Here is a 26,513-nt window from a genome sequence, read left to right as displayed (position 1 = left end):
TCAGCGCCTCGGGGTGGGACGTGGGTCGGGCGGCGGGGACGGTGACGTGGGCGACGCGGGCGGCGGGAGGTCGAGGACCGGGTCACGGGTCGGAGGGCAGCCGGGTGCCGTCGGCGACGGTTGCGCCGGATCGGTCCACGGAGGGGGCGTGACGGTCGCGCAGGCGGTGACCGCCGACGCGTACGCCGTCGCCAGGTCCTGGCGGCGCTGGGTCTCCGCGTCGTAGGCGGCGAGGGCCTGCTGGTAGCCCTCGAGCGCGAACCGGTAGGCCTCCTGCTGGGCCCGGATCGCGGCCCACGCACTCTCGACCTGCTGCGCCGCGACGGCGTAGTCGGTGTAGGCCTGCGCCTCGCCCTGGTAGCGCTGCCAGGCCTGCTCGTAGGCCTGCACCGCGGCGGGGTAGGCCGCGACGGCCGCCTGCATGGCGGTCACGGCCGCCTGCCGGCGCTGCTCCTGCGTGGCCGAGGCTGCCCGCTCGTCGTAGGTCGGGGCCGTCGTGCCCGTGAAGGCCCAGCCGCAGCCCGGCCCGCGCTCGTCGGGGGCCGGTGCGAGGTAGGACGTCTGGACCGGGTAGGGCGTCGGCGGCTGCGGCTCCGTGGGGCTGACCACCGGGTCGGGCGCCTGCTCGGACCAGTAGGGCGCCTGAGGCGGGGTCGGGGTGACCGCGGCGGGCAGAGGTGTGCCGGCGTGGGGCGAGACCAGGTCGGGCAGGGGCGAACCCTGCCCCGGCAGGTCCACCCCGCGCGCCACCTGCAGCCCCCTGAACGCGGTCCGCGCGATCAGCGGCGAGCGCGCGAAGTCGGCCGTGGTGGAGTCCTGGTCGACGCACACCGGCCCGAGCAGCTGGGTCAGCCGCCGGTCCAGGTCGGCGGCCGCGTCCTTCGGCAGCGGCAGGCCGGTGCCCGACACGGACACCACGACGTCCCCGCGGCGGAACATCACGGACTGCGTGTCCACCGCCCCCTTGGTCTGCGAAGCCCGCAGCGTCTGCACGCCGAGCCCTGAGGCCGCCGTGACTCGCGCCTCTCCCACGCACTGGCGGCGGGCGACGAGCATGGCGTCGAGCGCCGGTGCACCGGCTCCAGGGCCGTATGCCGTGGCCGTCACCGTCACGCCGGACCCGAACCCACCCGGTCCGGGCGGACGAGCCCAGGTGCGCGAGCGGGACAGCACCGGCGACACGGGGGTGTCGCAGGTCGGCGACACGGCTGGCGACACCGTGCCCGTCACCGGCGACGAGTCGACCAGACCCGCCGGCATCCCCGCCGGGACCGGCTCGAGGAGCGTGCGCAGGACGCCGGCCGCCGAAGCCGCCTCGGCCCGGGCCAGCGCGGCCCGCGTGGACGGGGGCGGTGGCGGCGCGGCGGTCGTGCGCTCGGGACGCTGGTTGGTGAAACGCAGCGAGGGATACATGGCGGTCAGCAGGAGCACCGCGCACACGCAGCCGACCAGCACTCCCAGCAGCGCGCGACCGGCATACACCCGGGCCTGTCGCTCCGGGTCCTCCGGGGACGCGCGCAACCACCGAGGCAGCCGGTCCGCACCGGCCCGCCGCGGCTGCTCGGGGCGCTCCGTGGGGTCCAGGGTGTCTCCGTCGCTCAGGTCGTGGTGCCAGGTCCCGTCACCGTACCAACGCGAGCCGGACCCGAGCCGCAACCGTGAGTCGCTCCACGTCGGCGAGCCGGACCTAGGATGGCTGCATGGTTCGACCGCCCCTCGACAGCACGCACGGAGCTGCTCGGTGAGTGACGCGACGGCTCCCACGCACGTCTCGGTGAACGACCTCGGCCACGGAGCCGCTGACCTGGAGCTCGCGCCCGGCGGCCGACCCCTCGCACCCGTCGTGGTCGTCGACCTGGGGGATCGCACGGGCGCCGAGCCCGAAGCAGTGCAGCACGCCGTCAGCCGCCTCGCCCGCGCGCACGTCCCCGTCGTCGGCTGGAGCACGGGCCCCCTCCCCCGGTCGCTGGAACCCGTGGCCAGGGCGGTGGACCTGACCCTGTGCCCGTCAGCGTCGACGTCGGCGTCGGCGTCGGCGCCACCCCCTTGGGTGGTGGCGGTGGAGGATCCCGAGGCGGCACTGGGCAGCCTCGTGGATGCCGTCCGGACCCATCCGGTCACGGCGACGATCCTGTGCCAGACCCTCCGGCTCACGTCCTCCCTGTCGGTCGCCGACGGTCTGGCCGCCGAGTCTCTGGCGTACTCCTCCCTGCTGGCCTCCGGCGACTTCCTGCGGTGGAGATCCGCCACGCCGCGACGGCCTGTCGCTGCCACCGTCGATCCCGTGCGCGTGGCTCGCCACGGTGACGTGCTGCGCGTCGTCCTCGACCGACCGGATCGCCGAAACGCCTACTCCGCCGCCATACGGGACGGCCTCGTCGAGGCACTCGACCTCGCCGCGTGGGACGAGACCATCACGGAGGTCCATCTGGCGGGGTCGGGGCCGACCTTCTGCAGCGGCGGGGACCTTGACGAGTTCGGGACCATGGACGACGTGTCCGTGGCTCACCTGATCCGCCTCCGGCAAGGGGCCGGAGCTGCGGTGGCTCGGGTCGCAGCACGTGTCACGGCACACCTGCACGGGCCGTGCATCGGCGCCGGGATCGAGGTCCCCGCGTTCGCCGGATCCGTCCTGGCCTCCCCTGGCACCACCTTTCGGCTTCCCGAGCTCCGCATGGGACTCATCCCCGGAGCGGGGGGCACCGTGAGCATCCCTCGGCGGATCGGGCGCTGGCGCACGGCATACCTAGCCCTCTCGGGAGCACCCATCGGGATCGAGACGGCCCAGGCCTGGGGCCTGGTGGACGGGCTGGACGGCCCGGTCGACCGCACCGGCTGAGCAGCCTCAGGTCGAGCCTTCCGCACGCCGCTCTGCTCGTGCCGCGCAGGCGGCCGGGGTCAGAGACACGATGGTGCGGCGCGGACCTGATTTTGTGGCGCTCTCCGCATGGACGACGATGACCGGGTGTCCGCACAGCTGCGCATCCTGGGCGACGGAGCGGCAGCCGTCCACGCCCGGCGACTCGTGCCTGCTCTCGACCCCGTGCTCGGCGCCGGGGCCACCTGTGACCTGCGCGAGTCTCCGCCCGTGGCCACGGACTGGGCGGCGTCGGGCGGCAAGAGCCTGACCGGGTTCGCCTCGGGCCCTCCCCTCGACGTGCGCGGCCACCCCGCCTCGGCCGCGCGCGCGGCACTGGCCCTGATCACCTCGCTCACGGGCGCTCTCCTGCCCGGCATCGAGCTGATCGGCGAACGCGCCACCCTGCTGGGCCTGACCCGCAACGCCCCGTTCTCCTGCGGGGGGGCCATGGGCATCCTGCCGTGCTCTGTCGGGCACGTGGCCCTGTCCCTGGCCCGTCCCACCGACGTCGAGCTCCTGCCCGCGGCCATTGAGGGGCCGGTCGGAGCCGACCCGTGGGAAGCCGTGGGTGCCTGGCTGGGGGGGCGACCCGCCGCCGACGCGGCCGCCCGCCTCCAGCTGCTCGGCATCCCTGCCTCCCCCGTGGGGGTCCTTGACTACGGCGCCGACCGGCCGTGGTTGCTGGCGTCGGGCGGCGGCGTCAGACGGTCGCGAGCGGGCACGGTCCACACCGTCGTCGACCTGACCTCCTTGTGGGCGGGTCCCCTGTGCGCGCGACTGCTTCGCGCCACCGGGCTGCGCGTGATCAAGGTCGAGAGCGACCAACGCCCAGACGGGGCCCGCCGGGGCTCTCGCGCCTTCTTCGAGCGGATGAACGCGGGGTCGGAGGAGCTCAGCCTGGACCTCACCACGGCTCGTGGCAGGTCCTCCCTCGACGAGGTCATCCGCGAGGCGGACCTGGTGATCGAGGCCTCGCGACCACGGGCGCTGGCCCACCTCGGCATCAGCGCCACGGACGTCGTGGCGTCCGGCACCACGTGGCTCTCCATCACCGCACGGGGACGCTCGTCGGACTGGGTGGGGTTCGGTGATGACGTCGCGGCGGGTGCCGGGCTGCTGGCTCGCTCCGAGCAGCCCCTCCCCGCAGGTGACGCGCTCGCCGACCCGCTGGCGGGCGTGCATGCCGCGCTGGCGGCGACCGCTGCACTGACCAGCGACCGGGCGTGGCTGCTCGACCTGTCGATGCACGACGTGGCCCGCCTGTGCACCGTCCCGGCCGGGCCCGACGTCGACAGGCAGCGAGCCTCGCCATGAGCCGGGAGCTGCTCCTTCGCGACGTCGAGGTGGAAGGTCTGCGGACGGACGTCCGCATCCTCGCGGGACAGGTGTCCGATATCGGACCATCGCTCGCCCCGCTGTCGAGCTCGCCGGAGATCGTTCACGGTCACGGCGGTGCGCTCCTGCCGGGCCTTCACGACCACCATCTCCACCTGCTGGCGATGGCTGCGGCGCACGGTTCGGTCGATCTGGGGAGAGCAGGCACGCGGTGGCCGGATGCGATCAGGGCCGCGGCCGTCGGACCCGATGGCTGGGTCAGGGTCGTGGGATACCACGAGCGGGATGACCGGGTCCTCGACCGCACGACCCTCGACGCGATACGTGCCGACGTTCCCGTGCGCGTGCAGCACCGCAGCGGCGCCCTGTGGGTGCTCAACACCCGCGCCCTCGCGAGCGTGCCGGACACGCCGGGCGTCGACGATGCGGGCGTCGAGCGCGACGCCGCCGGCAGGCCTACCGGCAGGTTCTGGCGACGGGACGAGCTGATCAGGCTCGCCGCTGCCGGGTACGCCCCGCGTGTCCTGCCCGACCTCGGCGCGGTCCAGCGGCACCTGCGCGACCTGGGCATCACCGGCGTGACGGACGCCTCCCCGGACCTCGAGGCCGACGCCCTCGACCACGTCGTCAGCCACCTGTCGTCCGGGCCGCACCGGCTACGGCTCGCGCTCCTCACCGCCGTGCCCCCGTCAGCAGGAGGCTCCTGGGCCGTCGTCGGGGCCCGCAAGCTCGTCCTCCACGACCACGCGCTCCCCACCCCCGCCGAGATCTCCGCCCGCATCCGTGACGTCCACCGACGGGGGCGGCCTGTGGCCGTCCACTCCGTGACCCGGACGTCCCTCGTCGTCGCCCTGGCCGCGCTGGACGACGCAGGCGTGCTGGAGGGCGACCGGATCGAGCACGGGGCCGTCATCCCGCCAGAGCTCGTCGAGTGGATCGCACGGCTTCACCTGCGTGTGGTCACCCAACCACGCCTCCTGCTCGAGCGCGGGGACGACTATCTCGTCGAGACCGAGCCGCAGGACCAGCCCTATCTCTACCCCTATGCCGCGCTCCTCGCTCGCGGTGTGCGCGTCACGTCCTCGAGCGACGCGCCGTACGCCGATCCCGACCCGTGGGCGGCCATGAGGGCAGCCCGCGATCGGCTCTCACGCCACGGCCTACCCGTGGGCGACGACGAGGGGGTCCCCCCCGCCGACGTGCTGCGCGGCTACCTGAGCGCGCTCGACGACCCGGGCGGACCGCCACGCCGGATCACGGTGGGAGCGCCGGCAGACCTCTGCCTGCTGCACTGCCCGCTCCGGGAGGCCCTCGTGGAGTGTGCCGCCGGAAACGTCAGCCGCACCTGGGTGGGCGGCCGGTAGACACGTGCTCAGGCGTCGACCGAAGAGGTCGACGCCTCCCTGATGGCAGTGACGACGTGGCGGCGCACCAGCTTCCCGGTCTCGGTCCGGGGCAGCTCGGACATCACATGGATGCGATCGGGAGTCTTGCTGCCGCGCAGGTGATCGCGGACGTACTCGCGCAGCCCCTCGGCATCGATGGACCGCCCCGGTCGAGGGACGACCGCTGCCTCGATCCGCTGGCCCCACTCGTCGTCGGCGATCCCCACGACCGCGCAGTCCTCGACGTCGTGGTGGCCCAGGAGGACGTTCTCGATCTCCGAGGGCGCGATGTTCTCGCCACCACGGATGATCGTGTCGTCGACCCGACCCCCGATGAACAGGTAGCCCTCCTCGTCCAGGTAACCCTTGTCGCGGGTGTCGAAGTACCCGCGGTCGTCAAGGGCCCTCCCGACCCCGGCGTACTCCGCCGACACCTGGTCGCCACGCACGCAGATGGCACCGACCTCGCCCGGCGGCAGCACCTCCCCCAGCGGGTCACGGATCTCGAGATCGACGGTCGGCAGGACGCGGCCCGTGGAGCCCAGACGTGCCCTGACCGCCGGGTCGTCGCTCGACCAGGCGATCCGGTGCTCCTCCGGCCCGAGCACCGCGACGGTCGACGAGGTCTCCGTCAGTCCGTAGGCGTTGACGAAACCGACATCCGGCCAGAGGGCCAGTGCCTGCTCGATGATCCTGGTGGGCATGGGGGCACCGCCGTACGCGAGGTTGCGCAGGCTCGGCACCGAGAGATCGCCGTCAGAGGCAACGATCCGCGCGAGCATGGTCGGAACCACCAGCGCATTCGTCACATGCTCGTCGCGGACGGTGGAGAGCCATTCGTCCGGCGTGAACTGCTCGAGGACCATGGCCCGCCGCCCGGCATACAGGTTGCTCAGCACGTTGGCGACCGCAGCGATGTGGTATGGCGGCACGCTGACGAGGGCGGCATCCTCCTCGCCCGCGCCGGCGAACTCGACCGATCCGAGGACGTAGGACACGAGGTTGTCGTGCCGGAGAAGCACCCCCTTGGGCTGCGAGGTGGTGCCGCTGGTGTAGATGATGATGGCCGGCTGGTCGGACTCCTCGGGGTCTGAACCGTCGTCGTCGCGATCCGTGGCCGAGAGCCATTCCTCCGGGGTCAAGCTCTCGATACCCACGGACTCGACGTGAGCTCGGGACACGGGGGCGGTGACCGCCACCGACCTGGGATGCTGGCTGAGGATGTGAACGAGCTGCTCGGCGCCCAGGCGATAGTTCACCGGCACCAGGGGCACACCCGCGTAGGCCGCCGAGAACATCGCAACGGGATAGGCCGGCCCGTTGACGTCGACGTAGACGAGTGCCTGCGCGCCCCGCTCGCGGAGGAACGCAGCCCCCGCGCGAGCGCGTCGCCTCAGGTCCGGGGCCGAGAAGCCGTCTGCCGTCCGACCGATGAGAGGGCGATCGCCATAGGCGTCGCAGGCCATGTCCAGCAACATCCCGAGGTGCATGTCGATGACCTCAGTCCGATGCCGGAAGTGGCTTGGCGTCCCGAAGCTTCAGGGGCTCGCCATCGATGGCGAGGGACCCCTGGCCGGACTTGGTGGCCAAGAGCTCGATGGAGTCGCCCGCATCGACATACCGCTTGCCGATGAGCGTGCCACCCAGCAGGTCGGGGTTCGGCTCCCCGCCGGGGGCCTCTCCCGCCTTCGGGTCGACCATGGGTAGACCGCCCGAGGTGAGCTCGACGTCTCCCTCGGTCGCGCGGACGACGATGACCGTCGCTCCGTCGACCGCACTCGCCAGAGTCATACCGACCGTGAGTTTCATGGCTGCCTCCTTGCAGGCCAGGCGCCCCCGGGGCGCGGATTCTCCATAAGACTATATCAGTATACCTATTGTGAGCGCGACCGTTCAGCGCCTGGAACAGGACCGGGACGTCCCTGCTCCTAGCGGCCCGTCCAGACCGGGGGTCGCTTCTCCGCGAAGGCCTGGGCACCCTCTCGCGCGTCGGAGGACTCGAACACCGGCATCATCAGCGCGTCCTGGGCGACCCAGCCGTCCGCCCAGGTCCAGTCAGCGGACTGCTTGGCGATCGCCTTGGTCGCCGCGACGGCAAGCGGCCCGTTCGCCGCGATGGTCGAGGCAAGCTCCAGGGCTGACGCGAGCGCTTCTCCCTCCGGCACCAGCCGGTTGACCAGCCCGATGCGGGCGGCCCGATCCGCGTCGATCGGGTCCCCCGTCAGGAGCAGCTCCAGGGCGAGGGCGAGGGGGATGCGTCTGGCCAGGTGCAGCGCCGCGCCCCCACCGGCAACCAGTGAGCGCTTGACCTCCGGCACACCGAAGCGAGCCGTCCCCGACGCGACGACGAGGTCGCAGGCCAGGAGCAGCTCGAAACCACCGGCGAGGGCCCACCCCTCGACCGCCCCGATGAGGGGCTTGCGCGGCGGCGTCTGCGTGATGCCGCACAGGCCACGACCCTCGATCGCGGGGGACTCGCCGGCCAGGAACGCCTTGAGATCCATCCCTGCGGAGAAGACCCCACCAGCGCCCGTGAGGACTCCGACGCGCAGGTCATCCTGCGCGTCGAGCTCGTCCACGGCCGCGGCCACGGCCACGGCCACCTCCAGGTTGAGGGCGTTCTTGGTGTCGGGGCGATTGATGGTGATGATCTGCACGCCATCTCGCGCCTCGACCAGGACCTGCTCGGACATGGGCTCTCCTTGGGTTGTGGGTCTGGGGGTCAGAGCAGCTCGAGGATGGTGGCGTTCGCCATGCCCCCGCCCTCGCACATGGTCTGCAGTCCGTAACGAACGCTGTTGTCCTTCATGTGATGAAGCATCTGGGTCATCAACCTCGCCCCCGACCCGCCCAGGGGATGACCGATCGCGATGGCACCACCGTTGGGATTGAGCCTCTGGGGATCCGCGCCGGTCTCCTTGAGCCATGCCATCGGCACCGGGGCGAAGGCCTCGTTGACCTCGAACACCCCGATGTCCTCGATGGACAGTCCCGAGCGCTCCAGAGCCTTCTGCGTGGCAGGGATCGGGCCGGAGAGCATCATCACCGGGTCGCTGCCTGCCACGACTCCGGTGTGGAACCGAGCCATCGGCTCGAGGCCGAGCTCGTCCGCGCGCTGGGCCGACATGAGCAGGAGGGCTGCCGCGCCGTCGCTGATCTGCGAGGAGTTGCCCGCATGGATGACCCCGTCCTCCTTGAACACCGTCTTGAGCCCCGAGAGCGACTCCACGGAGGTCCCGCGCCGGAGGCCCTCGTCGACCGCGAACACGGACCCGTCCGCCAGTGGAACCGTCGCGATCTGGCCCTCGAGCCGGCCGGCGTCGATGGCGTCGGCCAGCTTGGCGTGGGACGACGCAGCGAACTCGTCGACCGCTTCACGCGTCAGACCCCAGTGCTCGGCCATCATCTCGGCACCCGTGCCCTGGTTGAACTCGGAGACGCCGTACCGGTCGAGCATCGCCTGCGAGTGGCCGAACCCCAGCTCCTGGACACGGGTCGAGGAACCGATGGGGACACGGCTCATGATCTCGACGCCACCGGCGATCGCTAGGTCGTACTGACCGGACGCGATCCCCGCTGCGGCGAAGTGGACAGCCTGCTGCGACGACCCGCACTGGCGGTCCAAGGTCGTGCCCGGGACGGACTCAGGCCAACCGGCCGCCAGGACTGCGTTGCGACCGGTGTTGAGAGCCTGCATGCCCACCTGGTTGACGACACCCCAGATGACGTCGTCGACGACGGCCGGGTCGAAGTCCGTCCGGTCGCGCAGGGCCTGCAGGACATGGGCGGACAGGTCGACGGCGTGCTGGTCCGCCAGGGTGCCGTTGCGACGCCCGACCGGCGTACGGACAGCGTCGACGACAACCACATCGCGAGGGGACACGGGAACCTCCGTCTCGGCCCGTGACGGTCACGAGCGGCCCTTATAGTATAATGATTTAACCCAGTGAAGACAACCGTAGCCCGAGGAGGAACGGTGCCGGAACGCTCGCTCAGGTCGATCCTGAGTCTCGACCAGGTCGATGACAGCCTCTTCCGGAGTCTCGACACCACCGAGCGGCCTTCTCGCACCTATGGCGGGACGTTCATGGGCCAGGCCGTGATGGCTGCCGGGCGGACCGTCCCCGGGGATCGCCCCATCCACTCGGCCCACGCCCACTTCCTGAGGCCGGGCGACTCCAGCGCACCGATGACGTACGAGGTCCATCGACTGCGAGATGGCGGGGCCTACAGCACCAGACGCGTCGAGGCCGCGCAGGGCCGAGGCGTCATCTTCACCCTCACAGCGTCCTTCCACCGCGGGGACGCCACCGAGCTGAACCACCAGGGCCCGCACCTGCGCGTCCCTTCACCCGCGCAGACCCCCTCCCCCGCATCGGCCTTCGCGCACGATCCCGAGCTGCGCGAGTGGTGCCGCCACCTGAGCAGCTGGCTGGGGGTCGACCTGCGCTTCCCCGAGCCCCCGGCCCGCGCGACAGCCAGGGAGTCATCGTCGGGCGACCGCCAGAGCGTGTGGATCCGCGTGCAGGACGCCCTGGGAGATGCGCCCCTCCTGCACGCGGCGGCGCTCGCCTACTGCTCCGACCTTCTCCTGCTCTCCACCGGGCTGGCACCGCACGGCATGACCTTCGCCGGGGGCGATCTGCAGTTCGCGAGCATCGACCATGCGATCTGGTTCCACCAGTCCGTCCGGGCCGACCAGTGGTTCCTGCACGACATGCAGGCGCTCTGGAACGGGCACGGCAGATCGCTGTCTCGTGGTGACATCTTCGACGAGCGCGGCCGGCTCGCTGCGACGACGTCTCAAGAGGGTGTGATCAGACCGACATCGACGCCGCGCTGACGTGGCCGCCATGCCGCGCCTCGCGCCCCGGCCGACCGGCTCTCAGGAGGTACGGGCCGGTCGGTAGCACGCTGCCAGCAGTCCGAGCGCGGCGGCCACGCCACCGACAGCCGCTGCCAGCGCCCACCACGGTCCGGCCAGGTCGAGGCCGATCAGGTGATCCACGGACCAGCGACCGGGGCCGCCGGCAGCCAGGGCCACCGCTGCTGCCGCGACGAAGAGGACATACTCCCAGCCCCCCTTGAACACGAAGTAGCCCTTGCCTCGGTGGTCGGTTCGCATGGCCACCACCATCAGCCCGACGAAGGCCATCGCGGACAGGCCGGTCGCGAGCCCCACGATGGCGAGCAGTCCGGCACCGATCTCCGTGCCGGCCGCCACGCGGGCGTGGACCCAGGCGGGCCGCAGCCCCAGCGACTCGAACCATCCCTGCGTGCCACTCAACCCCCCGGCCCCGAACACCTTGTTCCAGCCGTGGGCGACAAGGGTGAGCCCGAGGGCGAGCCGCAGGATGAGCTGGGTCAGATCAACGTCCACGAACGACCTCCGAGCAGATGACGGCCCCCGACATCTGGAGCCTAGTAGATAACTGATTGTACTATAATGCGACCATGAGCACCATGAAGACCCATGACGTCGAATCCGTCGCGCGCCAGGCCGACTTCGTGATCGGCGTGGACCTCAACGACGTCATCGCGCTGGAGCCGGTCGAGCCGGACCTCTACCGGGCGAACTTCGTGTACGACGACGAGTACCGGCTCTACGGCGGCCAGGTCGCCGCCCAGGCCCTCGTCGCCGGGGGCCGGACCGTGAGCGACGATCGCCTCCCCCACTCCCTGCACGGCTACTTCCTGCGCAGCGGACGGTGCGACATGCCCACGGTCTTCGAGGTGCACCGTGACCGTGACGGACGCAACTACTCGGCTCGTCGCGTCGTCGCGCGCCAGGACGGGCTCGCCATCTTCACCGCAGTGATGTCCTTCGCGACCGAGGGCGCCGGGCCGGACAACCAGGTCACCGAGGCGCCCGCCGTGCCTGCCCCCGCCCTCTGCGAGCAGGTTCCGGTCCCGAGGCTGTTCGCCCACGAGTGGGGACTGCTCGAGCAGCCGACACCAGACCTGCCGTTCCCCGAGCGCTTCTGGTCACGGTGCACCAGCGACCTGGGGACAGATCCCCTCATCCATGCGGCCGCCGTCACCTACATGTCCGACGGCTCCAGCGGCCTCGGTCGCCTGCACGACGGCTCGGGTACGACCGGCGCCAGCCTTGACCACGCCGTGTGGTTCCACCAGCCGGTCCGCGCCGACCAGTGGCTGCTCAACATCATGGAGCCGGCTCGCACGGCGCACGGGCGGGGTCTGTACACGGGATCCATGTTCACCGAGGACGGCACCCTGGGCGTCAGCCTGGCTCAGCAGGCACTCTTCCGCGACATCGGTCCGGCCGACACGCAAAGGGCCTGACTGACCACAATGAGTTCACTGTTACCCGGGTAGGGTCCGCCCATGAGCACCTCCCCCCCCGCCCGGGTCGGCCATGTCGTACGAGCACCCAAGACCGCTGAGCTGATCGCCACCGACCTGCGCCGCCAGATCGTCAAGGGAGATCTCAAGCCGGGAGCGACGCTGCCCCCCGAGGTCCAGCTCATGGGCCAGTACGGCGTCTCGCGCCCCACGCTGCGCGAGGCATTCCGCATCCTGGAGACGGAGACGCTCATCAACGTCCGCCGTGGGTCAAGAGGTGGGGCACAGGTGATGAGCCCGGACAGCTCCGTGGCGGCCAGGTATGTCGGTCTCCTCCTCCAGCTACGGGCCACCACGCTGATCGACGTGTACGAAGCACGTTCTGTGGTGGAGCCCTACTGCGCACGCCTCCTCGCGCAGCGCCGCACCCCTCGCGACCTGACTGACCTGCGCCAGTGCGTCGCCGACCTGAGCGCGCTCGTGGAGGCGGGCGTCGAAGCCGTGCCCGATCCCACGCTGTGGTCCGACCTCACGTACAGCTTCCACGAGCTCATCTTCGAGAGGTGCGGCAACCAGACCCTGGCGGTGCAGTGCGAGGTGCTGGCCGACATCGTGGCCACTCACCTGCGCCAAGCCATCGCCCAGGACCTGCACACGGACCAGAAGGCATCAGCCGGCTTCCGCCGCACCATTCGTTCCTACACCAAGATGGTCACCCTCCTCGAGGCTCGTGACGCTGAGGCTGCAGAGCTGCACTGGCGCCGGCACCTGGAGGGGGCGGGACGGGAGATCTTCGCCGAGCAACGGCGGGACCGCTCGGTGGTCGACCTCTTCCACTGACGCGACCACAACGCCGGACGGTGGCTCGGCTCCCGTCGGAGCTCGCTCACCACCGTCCAGCGCAGGTCGATCAGCGAGGCCCGGTCAGCAGCCGCTGGTTGTCGTGCAGCGCCTTGCGCATGTCCTCAGCACCGAGGACCTCGAAGTCCGCCACCGCGCTGCGCGGAGTCGGCAGTCCCTCGGGGTGCGGCCAGTCCGAACCCAGCAGGATCCGGTCTGCGCCCTGGACCTCGCGGAGGACGTCGACCTTGTCCTCGTAGAAGGGCGCGATCCAGACGTGCTCCCGCAGCGACTCGATCGGATCCCGCCCGAAGAGCTGAGGGGTCTTGCCATAGGCGGCCCGGAGGCGGCGGTGCAGGTCCGGCAGCCAGGCCGAGCCCAGCTCGACGGTGGCAACCTTGAGCGCCGGGTGACGGTCGAAGAGCCCGTGACAGATCATGGCGGCCATCATGTCGAAGATCGGGCGCTCGACCCCGAGCGACAGGACCTCCGTCAGCGGCGACGACTTCAGGCCGGTGTACTTGGTCCCCTCGCCCCAGTCGGACAGGAACTTGGTGTATCCAGCGTCCCCGGCATGGATGACCACGACGGTGCCCGACTCGGCCAGCTTGGCCCAGACGCGATCGAACTGCGGGTCGGCGGGCGACGGCGGACGCCCATACTGGTTGCCGACCGGTCCGGCCTTGAGGATGACCATGCGGGCGCCGAGCGCCAGCACCCGGTCGACCTCCTCCTCGGCCTTCTGCGCATCGATCAACGTGATCATGGGTGGCGCGATGATGCGGTTGTCCCGCGCGAAGCCCCAGTCCTCGTCCAACCACCGGTTGTAGGCCGTGAAGATGGCGGCGGTCGACTCGGGATCTTCCTGCAGCATCTCCTCGATCCCCAGACCGAAGCTGGGGAGGAGCCAGGTCTGCTCGACACCCTGCTCGTCGAGCCGCTTGATCCGCTCGTCCCGGTTGCGGTACTCGGGCTGGATGCTGTGCATCCGCACCATGTCCCGCAGCTCCTTGCCCTCGACGTTCTGGGACCTGAAGTACGTCTCCAGCGACCCTGGTTCGGCCACCGGGTCGTAGGTCGGGTTGGGGACGACGGTGAGCTGTCGCCCGTTGATGAGCACCGTCTTGCGGCCACCTATGTCAGCCCAGCGAACGATGCCGCGGTACTTCGGGTCCAGGTGTCGACTCAGGCAGTCGACCGGCTCGTAGTAGTGCTGGTCCGCGTCGTAGATCGGGTAGCCCACATCCGGTGCGGCCTGACTCGTCGGCGCGGCCTGGGTCTCGATTGACATCCCGCCACTTCCTTCTTCGTTCCGCTCGTAGTATCTGACGCTTTCGTCAATAAATCCACAGTACCGCTAGTAAGGTCGAGTGTCGAGCACCTCGCAGACAGAGGCTGGGAAAACGCCCCGGTCACCGGCACCACCCGACCGGTGCGCCTGACGGATGCCGCCATAAGCGTCAAGTAGCATGGTCGAGCAGGCCCGAAGCCCCCGTCGACGTCAGGAGAACGTTTCAGTGACCGCAGCCCAGACCACCGGGGCCCACCCCAGCGAGTCCTTCGCGGACGGCGTCTCCAGCGAGGACACCTTGGGCTGGCGGGCACAACGGACGCGCGAGTCGATCCTCGAGGCGTCCCGCAAGCTCTTCCTCGAGCGTGGGTACGCCGGGACCAGGATCAACAACATCACGGACGCCTGCGGCATCTCACGCGCGGGGTTCTACACCTACTTCAAGGACAAGCGAGAGGTGTTCAACCTGCTCGGGCAGACCGCCTACGACGAGATCCTCGAGGTCATCGCCCGCTGGGACACCCTGCCCAAGACGCCTGCGCTGGCGGACATCGTGGAGTGGGTCGAGGCCTACTTCGCGTTCATGGACCGCCATGGATCCTTCATCTTCTCGTCGGCCTCGTCCGGCCCCTCCGACACCGACGTCCGCACCCTGAGCACGAGGATGCAGCTGCGCGTGTCCTTTCTGCTGGGGATGCACCTGAGGGCCCGCCAGCAGGACCCCACGAGTGCACCCGAGGCCCTCGGCCTCACGGCCCTCGCCGCGCTGGACCGCGCCTGGTTCCAGGTCACCGTCCAGGACCTCGGTGTGGCCCGTGACGACGTCATCCAAGCCCTCGCCTCGATCATCCACCGCGGCGTGGGCCAGGCGTGACGTGCCCGCCCGAACGCTCGGGCATCCGTCCGACCCGAGGCTCGAGGCCGCGCACGGCGGGGCGGGTTGCGCCCCCCACCCGCGCTGGCGATCAGAAGGCGGAACGGTGGTGGCCGCCGTCCACCGCTATGTAGTGCCCCGTGAGGTATCCAGCCAGGTCCGAGCACAGATAGGCGATGGTCGACGCGATCTCCCGGGGGTCGCCCAGACGCCCTGCTGGGACGCCGGCGGTCTCGATCAGCCAGCGCTTCCTCGCGTCCACGTCCGCGAGTCCCTCGTGCTCCGTCAGGTACCACTCGGTGGTCCGGGTGCCGATCCATCCGGGCGCAACGGTGTTGATCGTGATCCCGTGCCGCGCATACTCGTCGGCCACGCTCTTCAGCAGGCCCACGGTGGCTGGTCGAGTGGCATTGGCGACGGTGTGCGGAGGGTTCATCTGCGGCTCCTTCGCGGTCGCCGAGCCGATGTGCACGAAGCGACCCCATCCACCTTGGGCCATGGACGGGAGCACGGCATGAAGCATGTGAACCTGGCTCAGCGTGTAGGCGCGGTAGGACTCCACGAACGCCTCCCGGTTCTCGATCTCGGCGAAGAAGCCGCGCATGTGGAAGTCGGCCTGGGTCACGACGATGTCGGGTGCGCAGAAGGTGGACGTCACCGTCGAGACGGCGGACTCGATGCCCTGCTGGGTCGTCATGTCGGCCGCCACACCCAGGGCCACTCCGCCGCTCGACCTGATCTGGTCCACGGCACGATCGATGTGCTTCGGGGTGCGAGCCACGACCGCCACCCTGCTCCCCTCGGCGGCGAGCAGGCGCGCAACCTCCAGCCCGATCCCCTTGCTGCCGCCGACGACGAGGGCGGTGCGTCCAGCTATCCCGAGCTCCATGTCCCAGCTCCTTCTTCGGCGAACGACGGTTCAGGTCGAGCGGGTCGTCATCGACGGCGCACCGGGTCGGCAGACGACGGGCCATCACGCCTTCCGCGATCGTCGCGCGCTCGAGCCCGCACCCCGTCGACGATCGAGCGGGCCGTCGACGAGTCCGTGAACCCGTCGAAGCCCACCGACCGCTTGACGAAGCGCCACCCGTCCTCGTCCCGGGTCAGGTCGTCACGGTAGGTGCCCCAGTGGTCCGGCCCGCCCGGAGCCATGAAGACGAAGGTGCTGCTCGAGATCGCCGCGGCGGGGCCGTGAACCTCCACGCGCCGCCGACCGACGAGATGATAGCCGGGCAGGAGACCGCCCGCACCGGCCATCTCCCGCCCCATCGTCCTGAGGAATCCAGCGATGGCTGCAGGCCCCTCGAGAGCCAACCCCGCGACCTCCAGGGTGCCGTCATGACCGAACAGCGCCGCCAGGTCCTCGACCCGGCCAGAGTCCCCGAGGGAGGTGTACGCGGCCAGGACGCGCTCGACGTCGCTCACGTCGACGTGGGTGCTCATACGATGCCTCTCGCAGGTGTTGACGGCCACGGTTCAGGCCCGCGTCCTCTCGCGGCCACGTGGGCCGGCGGAGAGGACCTGACGCAGGTCAGCCGACGCGGGGAAATCTGAACAGCTCGCGGGCATTGGTCTCGGTGATGGCGGTGACGACGTCGTCGGGGACCGTGGCGAGCACCTCCGCCGCCCGCCTGCGGCTGTTCGGCCAGTTCGAGTCCGAGTGCGGGAAGTCGATCTCGAGCATCACCTTGTCGGCGCCGATGACGTCCAGGTTGCGAACGCCGAACTCGTCGTCGATGAAGCACCCCCACATGTGCTTGCGGAACAGGTCCGACGGGCGGGCGTCGAAGTCGATGTTGTGCATGTAGTGGCGGTGACGGTCCCACACGAAGTCGCATCGCTCGAGGATGTACGGGATCCACCCGATCCCACCCTCGGCGAGGGAGAACCTCAGGTTGGGGTGTCGTTGCAGGACGCCGGAGAAGAGCAGGTCGACGGTGCTCCACATGAGATTCGTGGCGAACAGCGCGATCGCGACGGCGAAGGGTGCGTCAGGCATCGTCATCTGACCGGGTACCGCCTGCATCGTCGAGAACGAGTAGCCGGGGACGTGCCCGCTCGACCCGAAGTGCAAGGAGACCACCATGTCCGTCTCCTCGCAGGCTGTCCAGAACGGCTCCCAGGCGTCGTTGTGAAAGCTCGGGAGGCCCAGCGGAACGGGACTGTCGGGGAAGGTGACCGTGCGCGCACCCTTGGCCGCCGCACGTCGTACCTCCTCGACGGCCAGGCCGATGTCCCACATGGGGATGATGCACATCGGGATGAGCCGGTCCGGGGCGGCCGCGCACCACTCGTCCACGTTGAAGTCGTTCCACGCCTGGACGCACAGCAGCGCGAGGTCCTTGTCAGAGGCGCGGTGGAAGATGTTGCCACCGAATCCTGGGAAGGACGGGAAGCAGAGGGCGGCCTGCACCCCGTCGGTGTCCATGTCCTTGACCCGCTCTACGGGGTCGTAGCACCCCGGAACCATCTGCTCGTAACGGAAGGGATCCAGGCCCCACTCAGCCGGCGGCTTCCCGGCGACGGCGTTGAGACCGATCGTGGGGTAGATGTTGCCGTCGTAGGCCCACTGATGCTTGCCGTCCTTCTCGATGATCCGCGGCCCGCGTTCCTTGAGCGCCTCCGGAAGCCGCTCCTGCCACACCCTCGGGTGCTCGATGAGGTGGTCGTCGACGGACACGATCTGGTGGTGGTCTTGTAGTGGCATCAGGCTCAGACTCCTTTGTCTGGTGAAGCTCTCGTATCCATACGCTACCTGTTTTTGACGACTTCGTCACCAGGTTTCGGGCCATCGGAACAGCCGTACCGCGGGTCGGCGACCCTCTCATCGCCGGCTCAGTAGAGGTTCGCGGTACCGCCTCCGTCGACGTGCAGGTTCAGACCGTTGAGGAAGTCGGCTCGAGGACTGACCAGGCAGATGACCGCGTAAGCCACGTCCTCGACGGTGCCGATGCGGTGCACCGTCTGCCCCGTGCCCTTGAGGATGTAGTCGGCCGCCTTGCTCGTGTCGTCACCCCACCCCCGGCGTTCGGCGAAGTCACGCAGGAAGTCATCGAGCCCAGGGGTGCGGATCATCCCCGGAGAGACGGCGTTGACGGTGACGCCGGACCCGGCCAACGCCTTCGAGAGCCCGAGACTCATGTTCAGCATCGCGGCCTTCGCCGTCCCGTACTCCGGCTGGGCTGCGGTCGGGATCGTCGCTGCAGCGGTGGCCATCTGGACCACCCGCCCCCAGCCACGCTCTTTCATCCCCGGAGCCAGGCAATGAATCAGCTTGGCGGCAGCCAGGACATTGCGCTGATAGCTGACCGACCACTCGTCCAAAGGCACGGAGAACCACGACTTGACCGGCCCATCGGAGGCTCCCCCGGCGTTGTTCACCAGGATGTCGATCCCGCCGAACGCCTCCGAGGCGGCGGCCGCAAGCTCGGCAGCTCCCGCCTCGGAGGCCAGGTCCGCGGTCACCACCTCCGCGGTCCCGCCCTTCGTGCGTATGCCGTCCGCGACCTCCCGGGCGCGACCCTGGTCGCGGCCGTGCACGATGACGGACGCCCCTTCCGCGGCCAGCGCACGGGCGATCCCGGCGCCGATCCCGGAGCTGCTGCCCGTGACGAGGGCACGTTTTCCAGCGAGCTCTTCAGTCATGAATTGACACTAACGTCAGACCCGGTGTGCGGCAACCTCAGGTCAGCGCGGACCGAAACGCTGCGCTCCGTCGAGACGGATGACCTCGCCGTTGAGATAGGGGTTGGCGAGCGCATGTACCACGAGCGCGCCGTATTCGGACGGCTCCCCGAGTCGCTTGGGAAAGGGCACGGCGGCCTCGAACTTGGCCAGCATCTCGGCCCCCACCGATTCCATGATGGGAGTCTTCATCGTCCCGGGAGCGATGCAGACCACCCTGATCCCGGCGGCGCTCAGGTCGCGAGCGGCCGCGAGGGTGAGCCCGACGACACCCGCCTTCGCGGCGGCATAGGAGGTCTGTCCGATCTGGCCCTCATAGGCCGCAATGCTGGCTGTGGTGACGATCGCACCACGTTCGCCGTCCTCGTTGGGCTCGGCCTGCGCCACCTCTGCGGACACGAGACGCATGACGTTGTAGGTGCCGTTGAGGTAGAGGTCGACGGTCTTGCGAAAGCCTTCCATCGGTGCCGGCCGGCCCTCGCGGTTGACGACGCGGTCGGCCACTCCGAAACCGCCGTGCGCGGTCACGGCGTACCTGAGGATGCCCAGCTCCTTCGCCGCCTCGACGGCGCCACCGACAGCATCGTCGTCGAGGACATCCGTCCTCACGTAGCGCACCGTGGCTCCGAGCTCTCGGGCCAGCGCCCCGCCCTTGTCGTCGTTCATGTCCGCGATGACGACACCGCACCCGGACTCGACAAGGGCACGAACGGTCGCCTCACCCAGGCCACCTGCACCGCCGGTGACGATTGCGACGTCTTCACTGAAATCGATCTTCACGACTGCTCTCCTTCGTTGTGGGGAACTGATTGCTGGCCGAACTGCGACCGGAGCTGGCTCTTCGCCACCTTGGACAGGCCGGTACGGGGCAGCTCGGACACGATCTCGAGCTGCTCGGGCAGCTTCTGCTTCATCAGGCCCTGCTCGCTCAGGTAGGTCGTGAGCTCGACGAGCGTGGGGGGCCTGCATCCGGGGGCGGGCGTGACCACGGCACACACGCGTTCGCCCCTCTCGGCATCGGGGAGCCCGACGACCGCCACCTCGGCGACGGACGGGTACCTGCTCAGCAGCTCCTCGATCTCCATCGGCGCGATCTTCTCCCCCTTGCGGATGATCATCTCCTTGATGCGTCCGACGACCTCGAGGTGGCCGGTGGGGTGGATTCGTCCCAGGTCTCCGGTCTGGAACCACCCGTCGTCGGTGAAGTTCTCGGCGTTCTTGGTGATGTCCGTGTAGCCCTTGCACACGGCCTCACCCCGGACCTCGACGAGTCCGTCCTCCCCCTCGGCCGCGGGATTGCCGTCGAGATCCACGAGTCTGACCTCGTTGCCTGGGATGACCATCCCGTCGGTCAGCGCCAGGATGGCGGGATCGGTGGCGGGGTCCGCGACCGCGATCATGGGCACCTCGGTCATGCCGTAGTCGTGGGCGATGATCGCGCCGAGGATCTCCTGCCCTGCCGCCACGTACTCCGGCGGAGACGGAGCACCGCCGCCTTTGAGGAGCTCCAGATCAGGCAGCAGCGGCTCCGCGGACCCCTTCTGCATGGCCATCAGGGCGGCATACATGGCGGGTGCACCCCCCGTGCTCGTCACCGCGTGCTTGCGGAACTCGGCCAGGGCCTGCGCCGGGTGGAACGACTCGAGCACCAGGACGGGGAAGCCTGCGGACAGGGACGTGATGAGGTACAGGGCTCCGCCGATGTGAGCGACGGGGAATACCATCGCCGAGACCTCGTCGGCTCGCCGACCCATGCCACCGATCCCCGCAAAGGCCGTCCCGCCGGTCAGGATCGTCCCGTCGGTATGACGAGCACCCTTGGGAACCCCGGACGAGCCGGAGGTGAAGAAGATCCACCGGACCTGGTCTCGGTCCTCCTCGGCGTCGGGCACCCGGGGCAGGGTCGACGTGTCGTCGACCTCAGGTGCCTCGAGCCCCACCGTGATCACCGTGGGCGCGGGCCCGCCGGCCGCGGCGATGTGCTGCGCCATAGCGGTGAAGTCGAACCCTCCCCACTCCCCCGGCACGATGAAGTACTCGGCGCCCACGGACTCCAGGGACACGGTGACCTCGCGCTCGCGGTAGAGAGCGATGATCGGTGCCTGCACCGCGTCCAGGCGGCGCAGGGCAGCCAGGACGAGGACGGACGAGACCCGCGTGGGAAGCTGCCAGGCGACGACGGAGCCGGGGCCGATGCCCTCGGCGGCCAAGGCCGCAGCGACTCGGTCCACCCGGGCCGCGAACTCGCCGAACGTCATCCGGGCCCCGTGCTCGTCGAGGAGGAAGAGGTCATCCCCGGCGGTCGCGGCCCGCTCGGCGACCAGGCCGCACCACGTGCGGCCCTGGACCAACCAGGTCCAGTCCGCCGCGGTGACCGTTCGTGGGTCGTGGGGGGGCCAGGACCCCAGGGTGACGTCATTGCTCATGGGCACGGCTCCGCCTCGTCGTGAACGGTCATCGGTTGAAGTAGTAACGGCTGAGGAGGGTGGCCACGCACGCCGGTTTGTCCTGTCCCTCGACCTCCACGGTGATCGTGGTCGTGAGCTGGACACCGTCGTCAGGCAGCGGGTCGACCTGATCCAGACGCATGCGTCCTCGAACGCGGGAACCGCTGGGCACTGCCGTCGGGAAGCGCACCTTGTCCAGCCCGTAGTTGATCCCCATGCGAACCCCGTCGAACCGTCTCAACGAGCTCATGAAGTGCGGGATCAGGGCCAGCGTCAAGAACCCGTGGGCGATCGTCTCGCCATAGGGACTCTCTGCTGCCCTCATGGTGTCGACGTGGATCCATTGGTGATCCTCGGTCGCGTCGGCGAACAGGTCGATGCGGGCCTGCTCCATGGCGAGCCACGCCGAGGGTCCGAGCTCGGTTCCTACGGCTGCGACGAGGTCCTCCACGCCGTGATAGACCGTGATGCCGGCTGGTGCAGTGGCAGGGTCGATGATGTCGGGCACGATGGCTCCTTTGCTCTCGTTGCTCGCGAGGGGGTCGTGGATCGGGTCAGTCCTTGCTCAGCAGGAGGGATCCTGCGACCGGGCCGCCACCGACGGCGACGACGGCGAGCTGTGGGTCGTTGAGGGCCTGGCGCTCCCCGCCCTCGCCCCAGAGCTGGACGCATGCCTCGTGCAGGAATCCCATGCCGTGCAGGCGTCCGCCGGAGAGCTGTCCGCCACTGGTGTTCATCGGCAGTGACCCGCCGAGCCCGAAGCGTTCGCCATCGCCGATGAAGTCCCCGGCGCCTCCGTGGGGGAAGAAGCCGAGGGCGTCCAGCCACTGCACGGTGAGGAAGCTGAAGCCGTCGTAGAGCTGGGCGAGGTCGAGGTCCTGGGGGCCGAACGAGGTGCGTTCCCACATGGTCGCGGCAGCGTCGTGGGCCGCCATGGTGGTGAGATCACGCCGCTGGTCCCAGGTCGCGCGCTCCAGCATCCCCGTCCCCACCGACTCCACGGTCAGCGGTGCGCGCGGCAGGTCCTTGGCGGCCTCGCGCCGCGAGACGATGACGGCTGTCGCGCCGTCGCAGGGCACGTCGCAGTCATAGAGGCAGAACGGCTCCGAGATCATGCGTGACGCAAGGTAGTCCTCCATCGTGAGGGGGTCCCGGTAGACAGCGTCAGGGTTGCGCCCGGCGTGAGAGCGTGCGTTGAGCGAGATGGCACCGAGATGCTCGCGGGTCAGCCCGAAGTCATGCATGTAGCGCTGGGCCGGCATCGCCAACCAGTTGGCCGGGGACATGGCCCCGAACGGCCCGAAGTACTCGAGGTGCCCGCTCGCCTTCGCTGACCCTGCCAAGGTGGAGGCCCGGTTGCCGCCGGCCTGGGCGGTCGACTCCCACACGGACCTGAAGACCACGACGTGACTGGCCAGGCCGAGCGTCACCGCCATGCATGCCTCGATGGCGGGGCCGATCTGCCCGGCGGTCTCGAGACCTCCCATGTACCAGGTCGCCGAGATTCCCAGCGCGTTCTGGAGCTCCATCGTCGTCGCCCCCGAGAATCCTGGGGTCCCCTCGCCACCGGGGTAGCTGGCCACGCCGTCGATGTCGTCAACGGTCAGCCCGGCGTCCTGGATGGCCCTCAGGCAGGCCTCGACGGTGAGGTCGAGCCCGGTCCGGCCGAGTCGGCGCCCCACCTGGGACTTACCTGCCCCCGTGATCACGGCCCGCCCCTCGAAGGGCCCTCCGCGGCTCATGCCGACGCTCCCTGGACTACTACCGCGGACGACGGGCGGAACAGCGGGATCCACACCGAGTCGTCGGCCTCGCCCCACCTCTCGAAGAAGACCTCGACCTCGAGGCCCACGCGCAGGTCCTCCCGGTCCACGCCCACCACGTTGCTCGTGAGCCGTACGTCTCGGTCCTCGACGAGCTCGATCATCGCGACGACATACGGAGGCGGCATGCCTGGGAGCCACGTCTGGTGGTTGATCGTGTATGCCGCGACGACGCCGCGCCCGGACGTCGGCTCGGGGGCGACATCGACGCTGCGGCAGCGGAAGCACACCGGGGCCGGGGGGTGGAAGAAGTGGCCGCACCCGCGGCACCGATTGATCAGCAGCTCGCCGCGCTCGCCACCCGTCCACAGGGGTGAGGACTCTGCGGTCGGCTGGGGCGCGAGTCGATGCTCAGGCCTGACGTAGGTATGCATGGCTCAACCCTTCTGGCTGGACAGGACGGTCACGGCCGAGACCGCGGTGGGTCCCCCGATGTTGTGGGCGAGGGCGGTGCGAACGCCGTCGACCTGGTTGGAGGCATCGCCCCGCAGCTGCTCGAAGAGCTCGACGCACTGCGCCACCCCCGTGGCGCCCGGCGGGTGGCCCTTGGCCTTGAGCCCTCCGCTGGCGTTGACCGGCCGCGCGCCCCCGACGGTCGTGGCGCCACTCGCGACGTAGGCCGCGGCGCCGAACTGCTCGGTGAAGCCGAGGTCTTCGTAGGAGATGAGCTCGACAGCGGTGAAGCAGTCGTGCACCTCGGCCAGGTCGATGTCGTCCGGACCGACGCCGGCCATGGCGTAGGCGGCCTTGGCCGCCTTCACGGTGGCCGGGAAGGTCGTCAGGTCAGCCTTGTGCTGGTGCATCACCCGGTCCAAACCCAGGCCGACGCCACGGACCCAGACAGGGGCGTCGGTGTACCTGTCGACGACGTCCTCGGCGACCAGCAGCAGGGCGGCGGCACCGTCGCTCTGTGGTGTGCAGTCGAGCAACCCGAACGGAGCCACGACCATCGGGGCCTTCAGGACCTGCTCGATGGTGATCTCGTAACGGAGCTGCGCCTTGGGATTGGGCACGGCGTGCTTGTGGTTCTTGACCGCCACCATGGCCAGGTGCTCGCGCGTGGCGGGAGACTCGTGCAGATATCTGGCCGCGTGCAGAGCGAAGTTCGCGGGGGCGACCAGGCCCACCGGGTAGTCCCACGCGACATCGCGGGTGAGCTTGGCCCACTCCCAGAAGGTGGAGCGCGACGAGGACTCGCGCACCTTGTCAGCCCCGACCACGAGGGCGACGTCGAAGGCGCCGGAGGCTACGGCGAAGGTGGCGTTGCGCACGGCGTCGTTGCCCGTGGCACACGCGTTCTCGACCCTGGTCACCGGGATGTCGAGCAGGTCGCACGAGTCGGCGAGGATCCCGGAGGGGAAGCCGTCGGTCGTTGTCAGCTCGCCGAACCAGGCGGCCTGGATGTCGGCTCGGTCCAGTCCCTTGTCGACGCTCGCGGCCATCTCGGTGACCGCCATCGGGACGAGATCCTTGATACCGAGGTCGAAATGCTCCTTGAAGGCCGTCATGCCGGCCCCGACGATCGCGACGCGTCTCATGCGCTCTCTCCTTCTGGATCGACGACACTCTCGGGCAGCAGCGCATGACCGTAGTCGGGCACGCCGGATCGGGTGTCGACCAGCCGGAGCACGAGCGTGCCCCGGTCCCCGATGTCCACGGATCCGGCAGGCGCTCCGGTCACGGTCACCAGGGTGCGCACGTCGGTGCCGTCGAGCTCGACGATGGCCAGGGAGTACGGCGTGGCACGTCCAGGCACGGGTACGTGGATGTCCACCTTGCTGTAGACCACGCCGGTCCGCGGAAGTGGCTCGAGCGACCAGCCGTCCTCCGAGCCGCATCGGGTGCAGCGCAACCGCGGTGGCATGGCCAGGTGGCCACAGGCATCACAGCGGCCTGCCTCCCATCTCACCTTGGCGTCGAAGGCCCGGTCGTATGCCGGGAGGGAGATGCCGATGTCCGGTCCGGGGGTCGCGCGCGTCCGGCTCACCTCTCGCAGCGCCGCCTCGTCGCGATGGACCGGAGGGGTGGCGGTCAGCGCAGCGGCAACGGCGCTGGCCTGCTCCGAGGCCAGGACGACATCACCCGACCGGGCGGCGGCCAGGGCAAAGACCGCGGCGCTCGCTCCAGTGGTGGGTAGGAGGGGCGCCGTGCCGGCCGAAAGCGCACCGGCGGGCTTGGCACCCAGTCCCGCGACGACATCGGGCACCTTGCCCAGGTCGAGCTCCGCGAGCGCGACCTTGGCCCCGCGCTCGAGCATCAACCGGGGATCGTCGTAGTCCCAGCGGATCCCGTCCCGGCCACGACTCGTGACGGGCAGGCTCCGCGTGACCCGGCCGAGCAGGCTGAGCGTCGCCTCGGAGGCACCATCGGGGCCGACCAGGCAGGCGCCGGCACCCGCGGGGTCGAGGTCGGCCGCGAGCACGAGCGTCCTGGGCTCCGCCCCGGAGATGACGTCGAGCACGTCGGGGGCTCCCCCGACCTGCTCGACCACCGAGACCCCCCTGGCCAGACCGAGCCCGGCCAGCAGGGCGGCTCCGTTGCCGCCCTCGACGAGGGGCAGGTCCCGCGTGACCAGGACGACCTTGGTGACGTAGTCGTCCGGCACACCCTCACCATGGAGGACGGCCCTCCCCGCCGCCACCGCGAGGGTCAGTGCGTCCTCGTCGGCACCGGCGACCCGGCGTCGGCCATCGACCCACACCGGCAGGTAGGTGCCGATCCCCTGCAGCGTGCTCATCGCGTCACCGCGGGGGACCCCAGTGCTGCCAGCCCCCCGGGGAAGGCACCGAGAGCCCGCCGGAGGCCGAGGTCGATCTCGCTCGCGTCGAAGCGCTCCCCGCTCCGCGCTCGCACAGACCTACCGCCGCTCCACGGCTCCATGGCGATGAGGGTGTTCCCGTCGATGCGGAGCACCTGCCCGGTGATCCATCCGGACGCCGCTGAGCACAGCCATGCCACGACCGGAGAGGCGTTCGCGGGGTCGAGGGGGTCCCAGCCGTCGTCGTGGCTGGTGGGGAGGTCGAGGTTGGCCATCATGCGCGTGGCCGCGATCGGCGAGATCGCGTTCGCCGTCACGCCGTAGCGGGCGCCTTCCATGGCGGTGACCTGCGTGAGGGCGATGATGCCGGCCTTGGCCGCCGAGTAGGCCGCCTGCCCGACGTTGCCGGCCAGGCCGGCGCCAGACGTGGTGTTGATGATGCGGCCCGAGACAGGACGCCCGGCCTTGTGCTCGCTGCGCCAGTGGTTGCAGGCATGGCGCGTGAGCGTGAACGTGCCCTTGAGGTGGACGTCGATGACCGCGTCCCAGTCCTGCTCCCCCAGGTTCGTGATGGTCGCGTCCCTCAGGATCCCAGCATTGTTGACGATTCCGTCGAGGCGGCCGAACCGATCGAGGGTCGAGGCCACCAGCGCCTCCATGGCCCCCCAGTCGCTGGCCGACCCCTCGCCCGACACGGCCACGCCGCCCGCTGCGGTGATGGCGTCGACGACCTCGCTGGCGGGATCCTCTCGAGAGCCCTCACCGCCCACCCCCACGCCAAGATCATTCACGACCACCGTGGCACCGCGAGACGCCAGCTCCAGGCAATGACTTCGACCGAGGCCCCGCCCACCACCGGTCACGATGACGACCCTGCCCTCGAGCAGACGTTCAGACGCCATGCCGTACT

General features: G+C 69.9%; 26 protein-coding genes. 7 read left to right on the top strand and 19 right to left on the bottom strand.

The window, feature by feature from the left end; translation table 11 throughout:
* Entirely contained in the window at window positions 1-1,656 is a 1,656-nt protein-coding gene (locus tag B4E97_RS01565; protein ID WP_286958444.1) for a hypothetical protein, read from the bottom strand.
* An 85-nt stretch (window positions 1,657-1,741) separates the two neighbouring features.
* Here B4E97_RS01565 and B4E97_RS01560 point away from each other — a divergent pair, with 85 nt between their 5' ends.
* The 3 genes from B4E97_RS01560 (at window position 1,742) to B4E97_RS01550 (ending at window position 5,559) form a co-directional block, all read left to right on the top strand.
* A complete protein-coding gene (locus B4E97_RS01560) occupies window positions 1,742-2,839 on the top strand; it encodes an enoyl-CoA hydratase/isomerase family protein (protein ID WP_286958443.1) in 1,098 nt (365 codons plus the stop codon).
* Window positions 2,840-2,965: 126 nt separating this feature from the next.
* Window positions 2,966-4,174 (top strand): CoA transferase, encoded by a 1,209-nt coding sequence (locus B4E97_RS01555; protein ID WP_286958442.1) that lies wholly within the window; start codon window positions 2,966-2,968, stop codon window positions 4,172-4,174.
* Window positions 4,171-5,559 carry an amidohydrolase family protein gene (locus B4E97_RS01550; protein WP_286958440.1) on the top strand — a complete coding sequence of 463 codons (1,389 nt, stop codon included), beginning with the start codon at window positions 4,171-4,173 and terminating at the stop codon, window positions 5,557-5,559. Before B4E97_RS01555 ends, B4E97_RS01550 begins: the two co-directional genes overlap by 4 nt.
* Window positions 5,560-5,567: 8 nt before the next feature.
* Here B4E97_RS01550 and B4E97_RS01545 read toward each other — a convergent pair whose 3' ends face one another.
* The 4 genes from B4E97_RS01545 to B4E97_RS01530 form a co-directional block, all read right to left on the bottom strand.
* On the bottom strand, window positions 5,568-7,070 hold the full coding sequence (locus tag B4E97_RS01545; protein ID WP_286958439.1) for a class I adenylate-forming enzyme family protein: 1,503 nt from the start codon (window positions 7,068-7,070) through the stop codon (window positions 5,568-5,570).
* A 10-nt stretch (window positions 7,071-7,080) separates the two neighbouring features.
* A complete protein-coding gene (locus B4E97_RS01540) occupies window positions 7,081-7,389 on the bottom strand; it encodes a hypothetical protein (protein WP_286958438.1) in 309 nt (102 codons plus the stop codon).
* Window positions 7,390-7,508: 119 nt separating this feature from the next.
* Window positions 7,509-8,273, bottom strand: coding sequence for a crotonase/enoyl-CoA hydratase family protein (locus tag B4E97_RS01535; protein WP_286958436.1), 765 nt, complete (start codon window positions 8,271-8,273; stop codon window positions 7,509-7,511).
* 29 nt (window positions 8,274-8,302) lie between these two features.
* Entirely contained in the window at window positions 8,303-9,463 is a 1,161-nt protein-coding gene (locus tag B4E97_RS01530) for a thiolase family protein (RefSeq protein WP_286958435.1), read from the bottom strand.
* A 93-nt stretch (window positions 9,464-9,556) separates the two neighbouring features.
* Here B4E97_RS01530 and B4E97_RS01525 point away from each other — a divergent pair, with 93 nt between their 5' ends.
* Window positions 9,557-10,423, top strand: coding sequence for an acyl-CoA thioesterase (locus tag B4E97_RS01525; protein WP_286958434.1), 867 nt, complete (start codon window positions 9,557-9,559; stop codon window positions 10,421-10,423).
* 42 nt (window positions 10,424-10,465) lie between these two features.
* Here B4E97_RS01525 and B4E97_RS01520 read toward each other — a convergent pair whose 3' ends face one another.
* On the bottom strand, window positions 10,466-10,960 hold the full coding sequence (locus B4E97_RS01520) for a DoxX family protein (protein WP_286958433.1): 495 nt from the start codon (window positions 10,958-10,960) through the stop codon (window positions 10,466-10,468).
* Between the two features lie 74 nt (window positions 10,961-11,034).
* On the opposite strand from B4E97_RS01520, the gene B4E97_RS01515 reads away from it, so the two are divergent.
* Window positions 11,035-11,886: an acyl-CoA thioesterase gene (locus B4E97_RS01515; RefSeq protein ID WP_286958431.1), complete on the top strand. Its 852-nt coding sequence runs from the start codon at window positions 11,035-11,037 to the stop codon at window positions 11,884-11,886.
* 42 nt (window positions 11,887-11,928) lie between these two features.
* Complete coding sequence (locus B4E97_RS01510; protein ID WP_286958430.1) at window positions 11,929-12,726, top strand: FadR/GntR family transcriptional regulator; 798 nt, start codon at window positions 11,929-11,931, stop codon at window positions 12,724-12,726.
* A 70-nt stretch (window positions 12,727-12,796) separates the two neighbouring features.
* Here B4E97_RS01510 and B4E97_RS01505 read toward each other — a convergent pair whose 3' ends face one another.
* Complete coding sequence (locus B4E97_RS01505) at window positions 12,797-14,017, bottom strand: amidohydrolase family protein (protein WP_286958429.1); 1,221 nt, start codon at window positions 14,015-14,017, stop codon at window positions 12,797-12,799.
* A gap of 226 nt (window positions 14,018-14,243) precedes the next feature.
* On the opposite strand from B4E97_RS01505, the gene B4E97_RS01500 reads away from it, so the two are divergent.
* Window positions 14,244-14,891: a TetR/AcrR family transcriptional regulator gene (locus B4E97_RS01500; protein WP_286958428.1), complete on the top strand. Its 648-nt coding sequence runs from the start codon at window positions 14,244-14,246 to the stop codon at window positions 14,889-14,891.
* Window positions 14,892-14,982: 91 nt separating this feature from the next.
* Here B4E97_RS01500 and B4E97_RS01495 read toward each other — a convergent pair whose 3' ends face one another.
* The 12 genes from B4E97_RS01495 to B4E97_RS01440 form a co-directional block, all read right to left on the bottom strand.
* A complete protein-coding gene (locus B4E97_RS01495) occupies window positions 14,983-15,780 on the bottom strand; it encodes an SDR family oxidoreductase (RefSeq protein WP_286958426.1) in 798 nt (265 codons plus the stop codon).
* A gap of 47 nt (window positions 15,781-15,827) precedes the next feature.
* Complete coding sequence (locus tag B4E97_RS01490) at window positions 15,828-16,334, bottom strand: nuclear transport factor 2 family protein (protein ID WP_286958425.1); 507 nt, start codon at window positions 16,332-16,334, stop codon at window positions 15,828-15,830.
* Window positions 16,335-16,422: 88 nt separating this feature from the next.
* The gene (locus tag B4E97_RS01485; protein ID WP_286958424.1) at window positions 16,423-17,598 is read right to left on the bottom strand and encodes an amidohydrolase family protein; all 1,176 of its coding nucleotides are present in this window, start codon (window positions 17,596-17,598) and stop codon (window positions 16,423-16,425) included.
* A 128-nt stretch (window positions 17,599-17,726) separates the two neighbouring features.
* Window positions 17,727-18,536, bottom strand: coding sequence for an SDR family NAD(P)-dependent oxidoreductase (locus tag B4E97_RS01480; protein WP_286958423.1), 810 nt, complete (start codon window positions 18,534-18,536; stop codon window positions 17,727-17,729).
* 42 nt (window positions 18,537-18,578) lie between these two features.
* A complete protein-coding gene (locus B4E97_RS01475) occupies window positions 18,579-19,355 on the bottom strand; it encodes an SDR family NAD(P)-dependent oxidoreductase (RefSeq protein WP_286958421.1) in 777 nt (258 codons plus the stop codon).
* A complete protein-coding gene (locus B4E97_RS01470; RefSeq protein ID WP_286958420.1) occupies window positions 19,352-21,001 on the bottom strand; it encodes an AMP-binding protein in 1,650 nt (549 codons plus the stop codon). The genes B4E97_RS01475 and B4E97_RS01470 overlap by 4 nt, the downstream gene beginning before the upstream one ends.
* Before the next feature lie 28 nt (window positions 21,002-21,029).
* Window positions 21,030-21,530 (bottom strand): MaoC family dehydratase, encoded by a 501-nt coding sequence (locus B4E97_RS01465; protein WP_286958419.1) that lies wholly within the window; start codon window positions 21,528-21,530, stop codon window positions 21,030-21,032.
* Between the two features lie 46 nt (window positions 21,531-21,576).
* Window positions 21,577-22,764 (bottom strand): thiolase family protein, encoded by a 1,188-nt coding sequence (locus tag B4E97_RS01460; protein WP_286958418.1) that lies wholly within the window; start codon window positions 22,762-22,764, stop codon window positions 21,577-21,579.
* The gene (locus B4E97_RS01455) at window positions 22,761-23,219 is read right to left on the bottom strand and encodes a Zn-ribbon domain-containing OB-fold protein (protein WP_286958417.1); all 459 of its coding nucleotides are present in this window, start codon (window positions 23,217-23,219) and stop codon (window positions 22,761-22,763) included. The genes B4E97_RS01460 and B4E97_RS01455 overlap by 4 nt, the downstream gene beginning before the upstream one ends.
* 3 nt (window positions 23,220-23,222) lie before the next feature.
* Complete coding sequence (locus B4E97_RS01450; RefSeq protein ID WP_286958416.1) at window positions 23,223-24,383, bottom strand: thiolase C-terminal domain-containing protein; 1,161 nt, start codon at window positions 24,381-24,383, stop codon at window positions 23,223-23,225.
* A complete protein-coding gene (locus tag B4E97_RS01445) occupies window positions 24,380-25,582 on the bottom strand; it encodes a Zn-ribbon domain-containing OB-fold protein (RefSeq protein ID WP_286958414.1) in 1,203 nt (400 codons plus the stop codon). Before B4E97_RS01445 ends, B4E97_RS01450 begins: the two co-directional genes overlap by 4 nt.
* A complete protein-coding gene (locus B4E97_RS01440; protein ID WP_286958413.1) occupies window positions 25,579-26,505 on the bottom strand; it encodes an SDR family NAD(P)-dependent oxidoreductase in 927 nt (308 codons plus the stop codon). Before B4E97_RS01440 ends, B4E97_RS01445 begins: the two co-directional genes overlap by 4 nt.
* Window positions 26,506-26,513: the final 8 nt, after the last annotated feature.

This window comes from Arsenicicoccus sp. UBA7492 (genome assembly GCF_002479615.1).
GTDB lineage: Bacteria > Actinomycetota > Actinomycetes > Actinomycetales > Dermatophilaceae > Arsenicicoccus > Arsenicicoccus bolidensis.
Note: the sequence above shows the minus strand (reverse complement) of the source record. Positions and strands in the feature narration are given on the sequence as shown.

Excerpts from the sequence above, each read along its gene's own strand:
- B4E97_RS01490 (WP_286958425.1), bottom strand. The coding sequence starts at position 16,334 with ATGAGCACCCACGTCGACGTGAGCGACGTCGAGCGCGTCCTGGCCGCG.
- B4E97_RS01540 (WP_286958438.1), bottom strand. The coding sequence starts at position 7,389 with ATGAAACTCACGGTCGGTATGACTCTGGCGAGTGCGGTCGACGGAGCG.
- B4E97_RS01495 (WP_286958426.1), bottom strand. The coding sequence starts at position 15,780 with ATGGAGCTCGGGATAGCTGGACGCACCGCCCTCGTCGTCGGCGGCAGC.
- B4E97_RS01545 (WP_286958439.1), bottom strand. The coding sequence starts at position 7,070 with ATGCACCTCGGGATGTTGCTGGACATGGCCTGCGACGCCTATGGCGAT.
- B4E97_RS01440 (WP_286958413.1), bottom strand. The coding sequence starts at position 26,505 with ATGGCGTCTGAACGTCTGCTCGAGGGCAGGGTCGTCATCGTGACCGGT.
- B4E97_RS01445 (WP_286958414.1), bottom strand. The coding sequence starts at position 25,582 with ATGAGCACGCTGCAGGGGATCGGCACCTACCTGCCGGTGTGGGTCGAT.
- B4E97_RS01485 (WP_286958424.1), bottom strand. The coding sequence starts at position 17,598 with ATGCCACTACAAGACCACCACCAGATCGTGTCCGTCGACGACCACCTC.
- B4E97_RS01450 (WP_286958416.1), bottom strand. The coding sequence starts at position 24,383 with ATGAGACGCGTCGCGATCGTCGGGGCCGGCATGACGGCCTTCAAGGAG.
- B4E97_RS01470 (WP_286958420.1), bottom strand. The coding sequence starts at position 21,001 with ATGAGCAATGACGTCACCCTGGGGTCCTGGCCCCCCCACGACCCACGA.
- B4E97_RS01510 (WP_286958430.1), top strand. The coding sequence starts at position 11,929 with ATGAGCACCTCCCCCCCCGCCCGGGTCGGCCATGTCGTACGAGCACCC.
- B4E97_RS01550 (WP_286958440.1), top strand. The coding sequence starts at position 4,171 with ATGAGCCGGGAGCTGCTCCTTCGCGACGTCGAGGTGGAAGGTCTGCGG.
- B4E97_RS01480 (WP_286958423.1), bottom strand. The coding sequence starts at position 18,536 with ATGACTGAAGAGCTCGCTGGAAAACGTGCCCTCGTCACGGGCAGCAGC.
- B4E97_RS01535 (WP_286958436.1), bottom strand. The coding sequence starts at position 8,273 with ATGTCCGAGCAGGTCCTGGTCGAGGCGCGAGATGGCGTGCAGATCATC.
- B4E97_RS01515 (WP_286958431.1), top strand. The coding sequence starts at position 11,035 with ATGAGCACCATGAAGACCCATGACGTCGAATCCGTCGCGCGCCAGGCC.
- B4E97_RS01455 (WP_286958417.1), bottom strand. The coding sequence starts at position 23,219 with ATGCATACCTACGTCAGGCCTGAGCATCGACTCGCGCCCCAGCCGACC.
- B4E97_RS01460 (WP_286958418.1), bottom strand. The coding sequence starts at position 22,764 with ATGAGCCGCGGAGGGCCCTTCGAGGGGCGGGCCGTGATCACGGGGGCA.
- B4E97_RS01505 (WP_286958429.1), bottom strand. The coding sequence starts at position 14,017 with ATGTCAATCGAGACCCAGGCCGCGCCGACGAGTCAGGCCGCACCGGAT.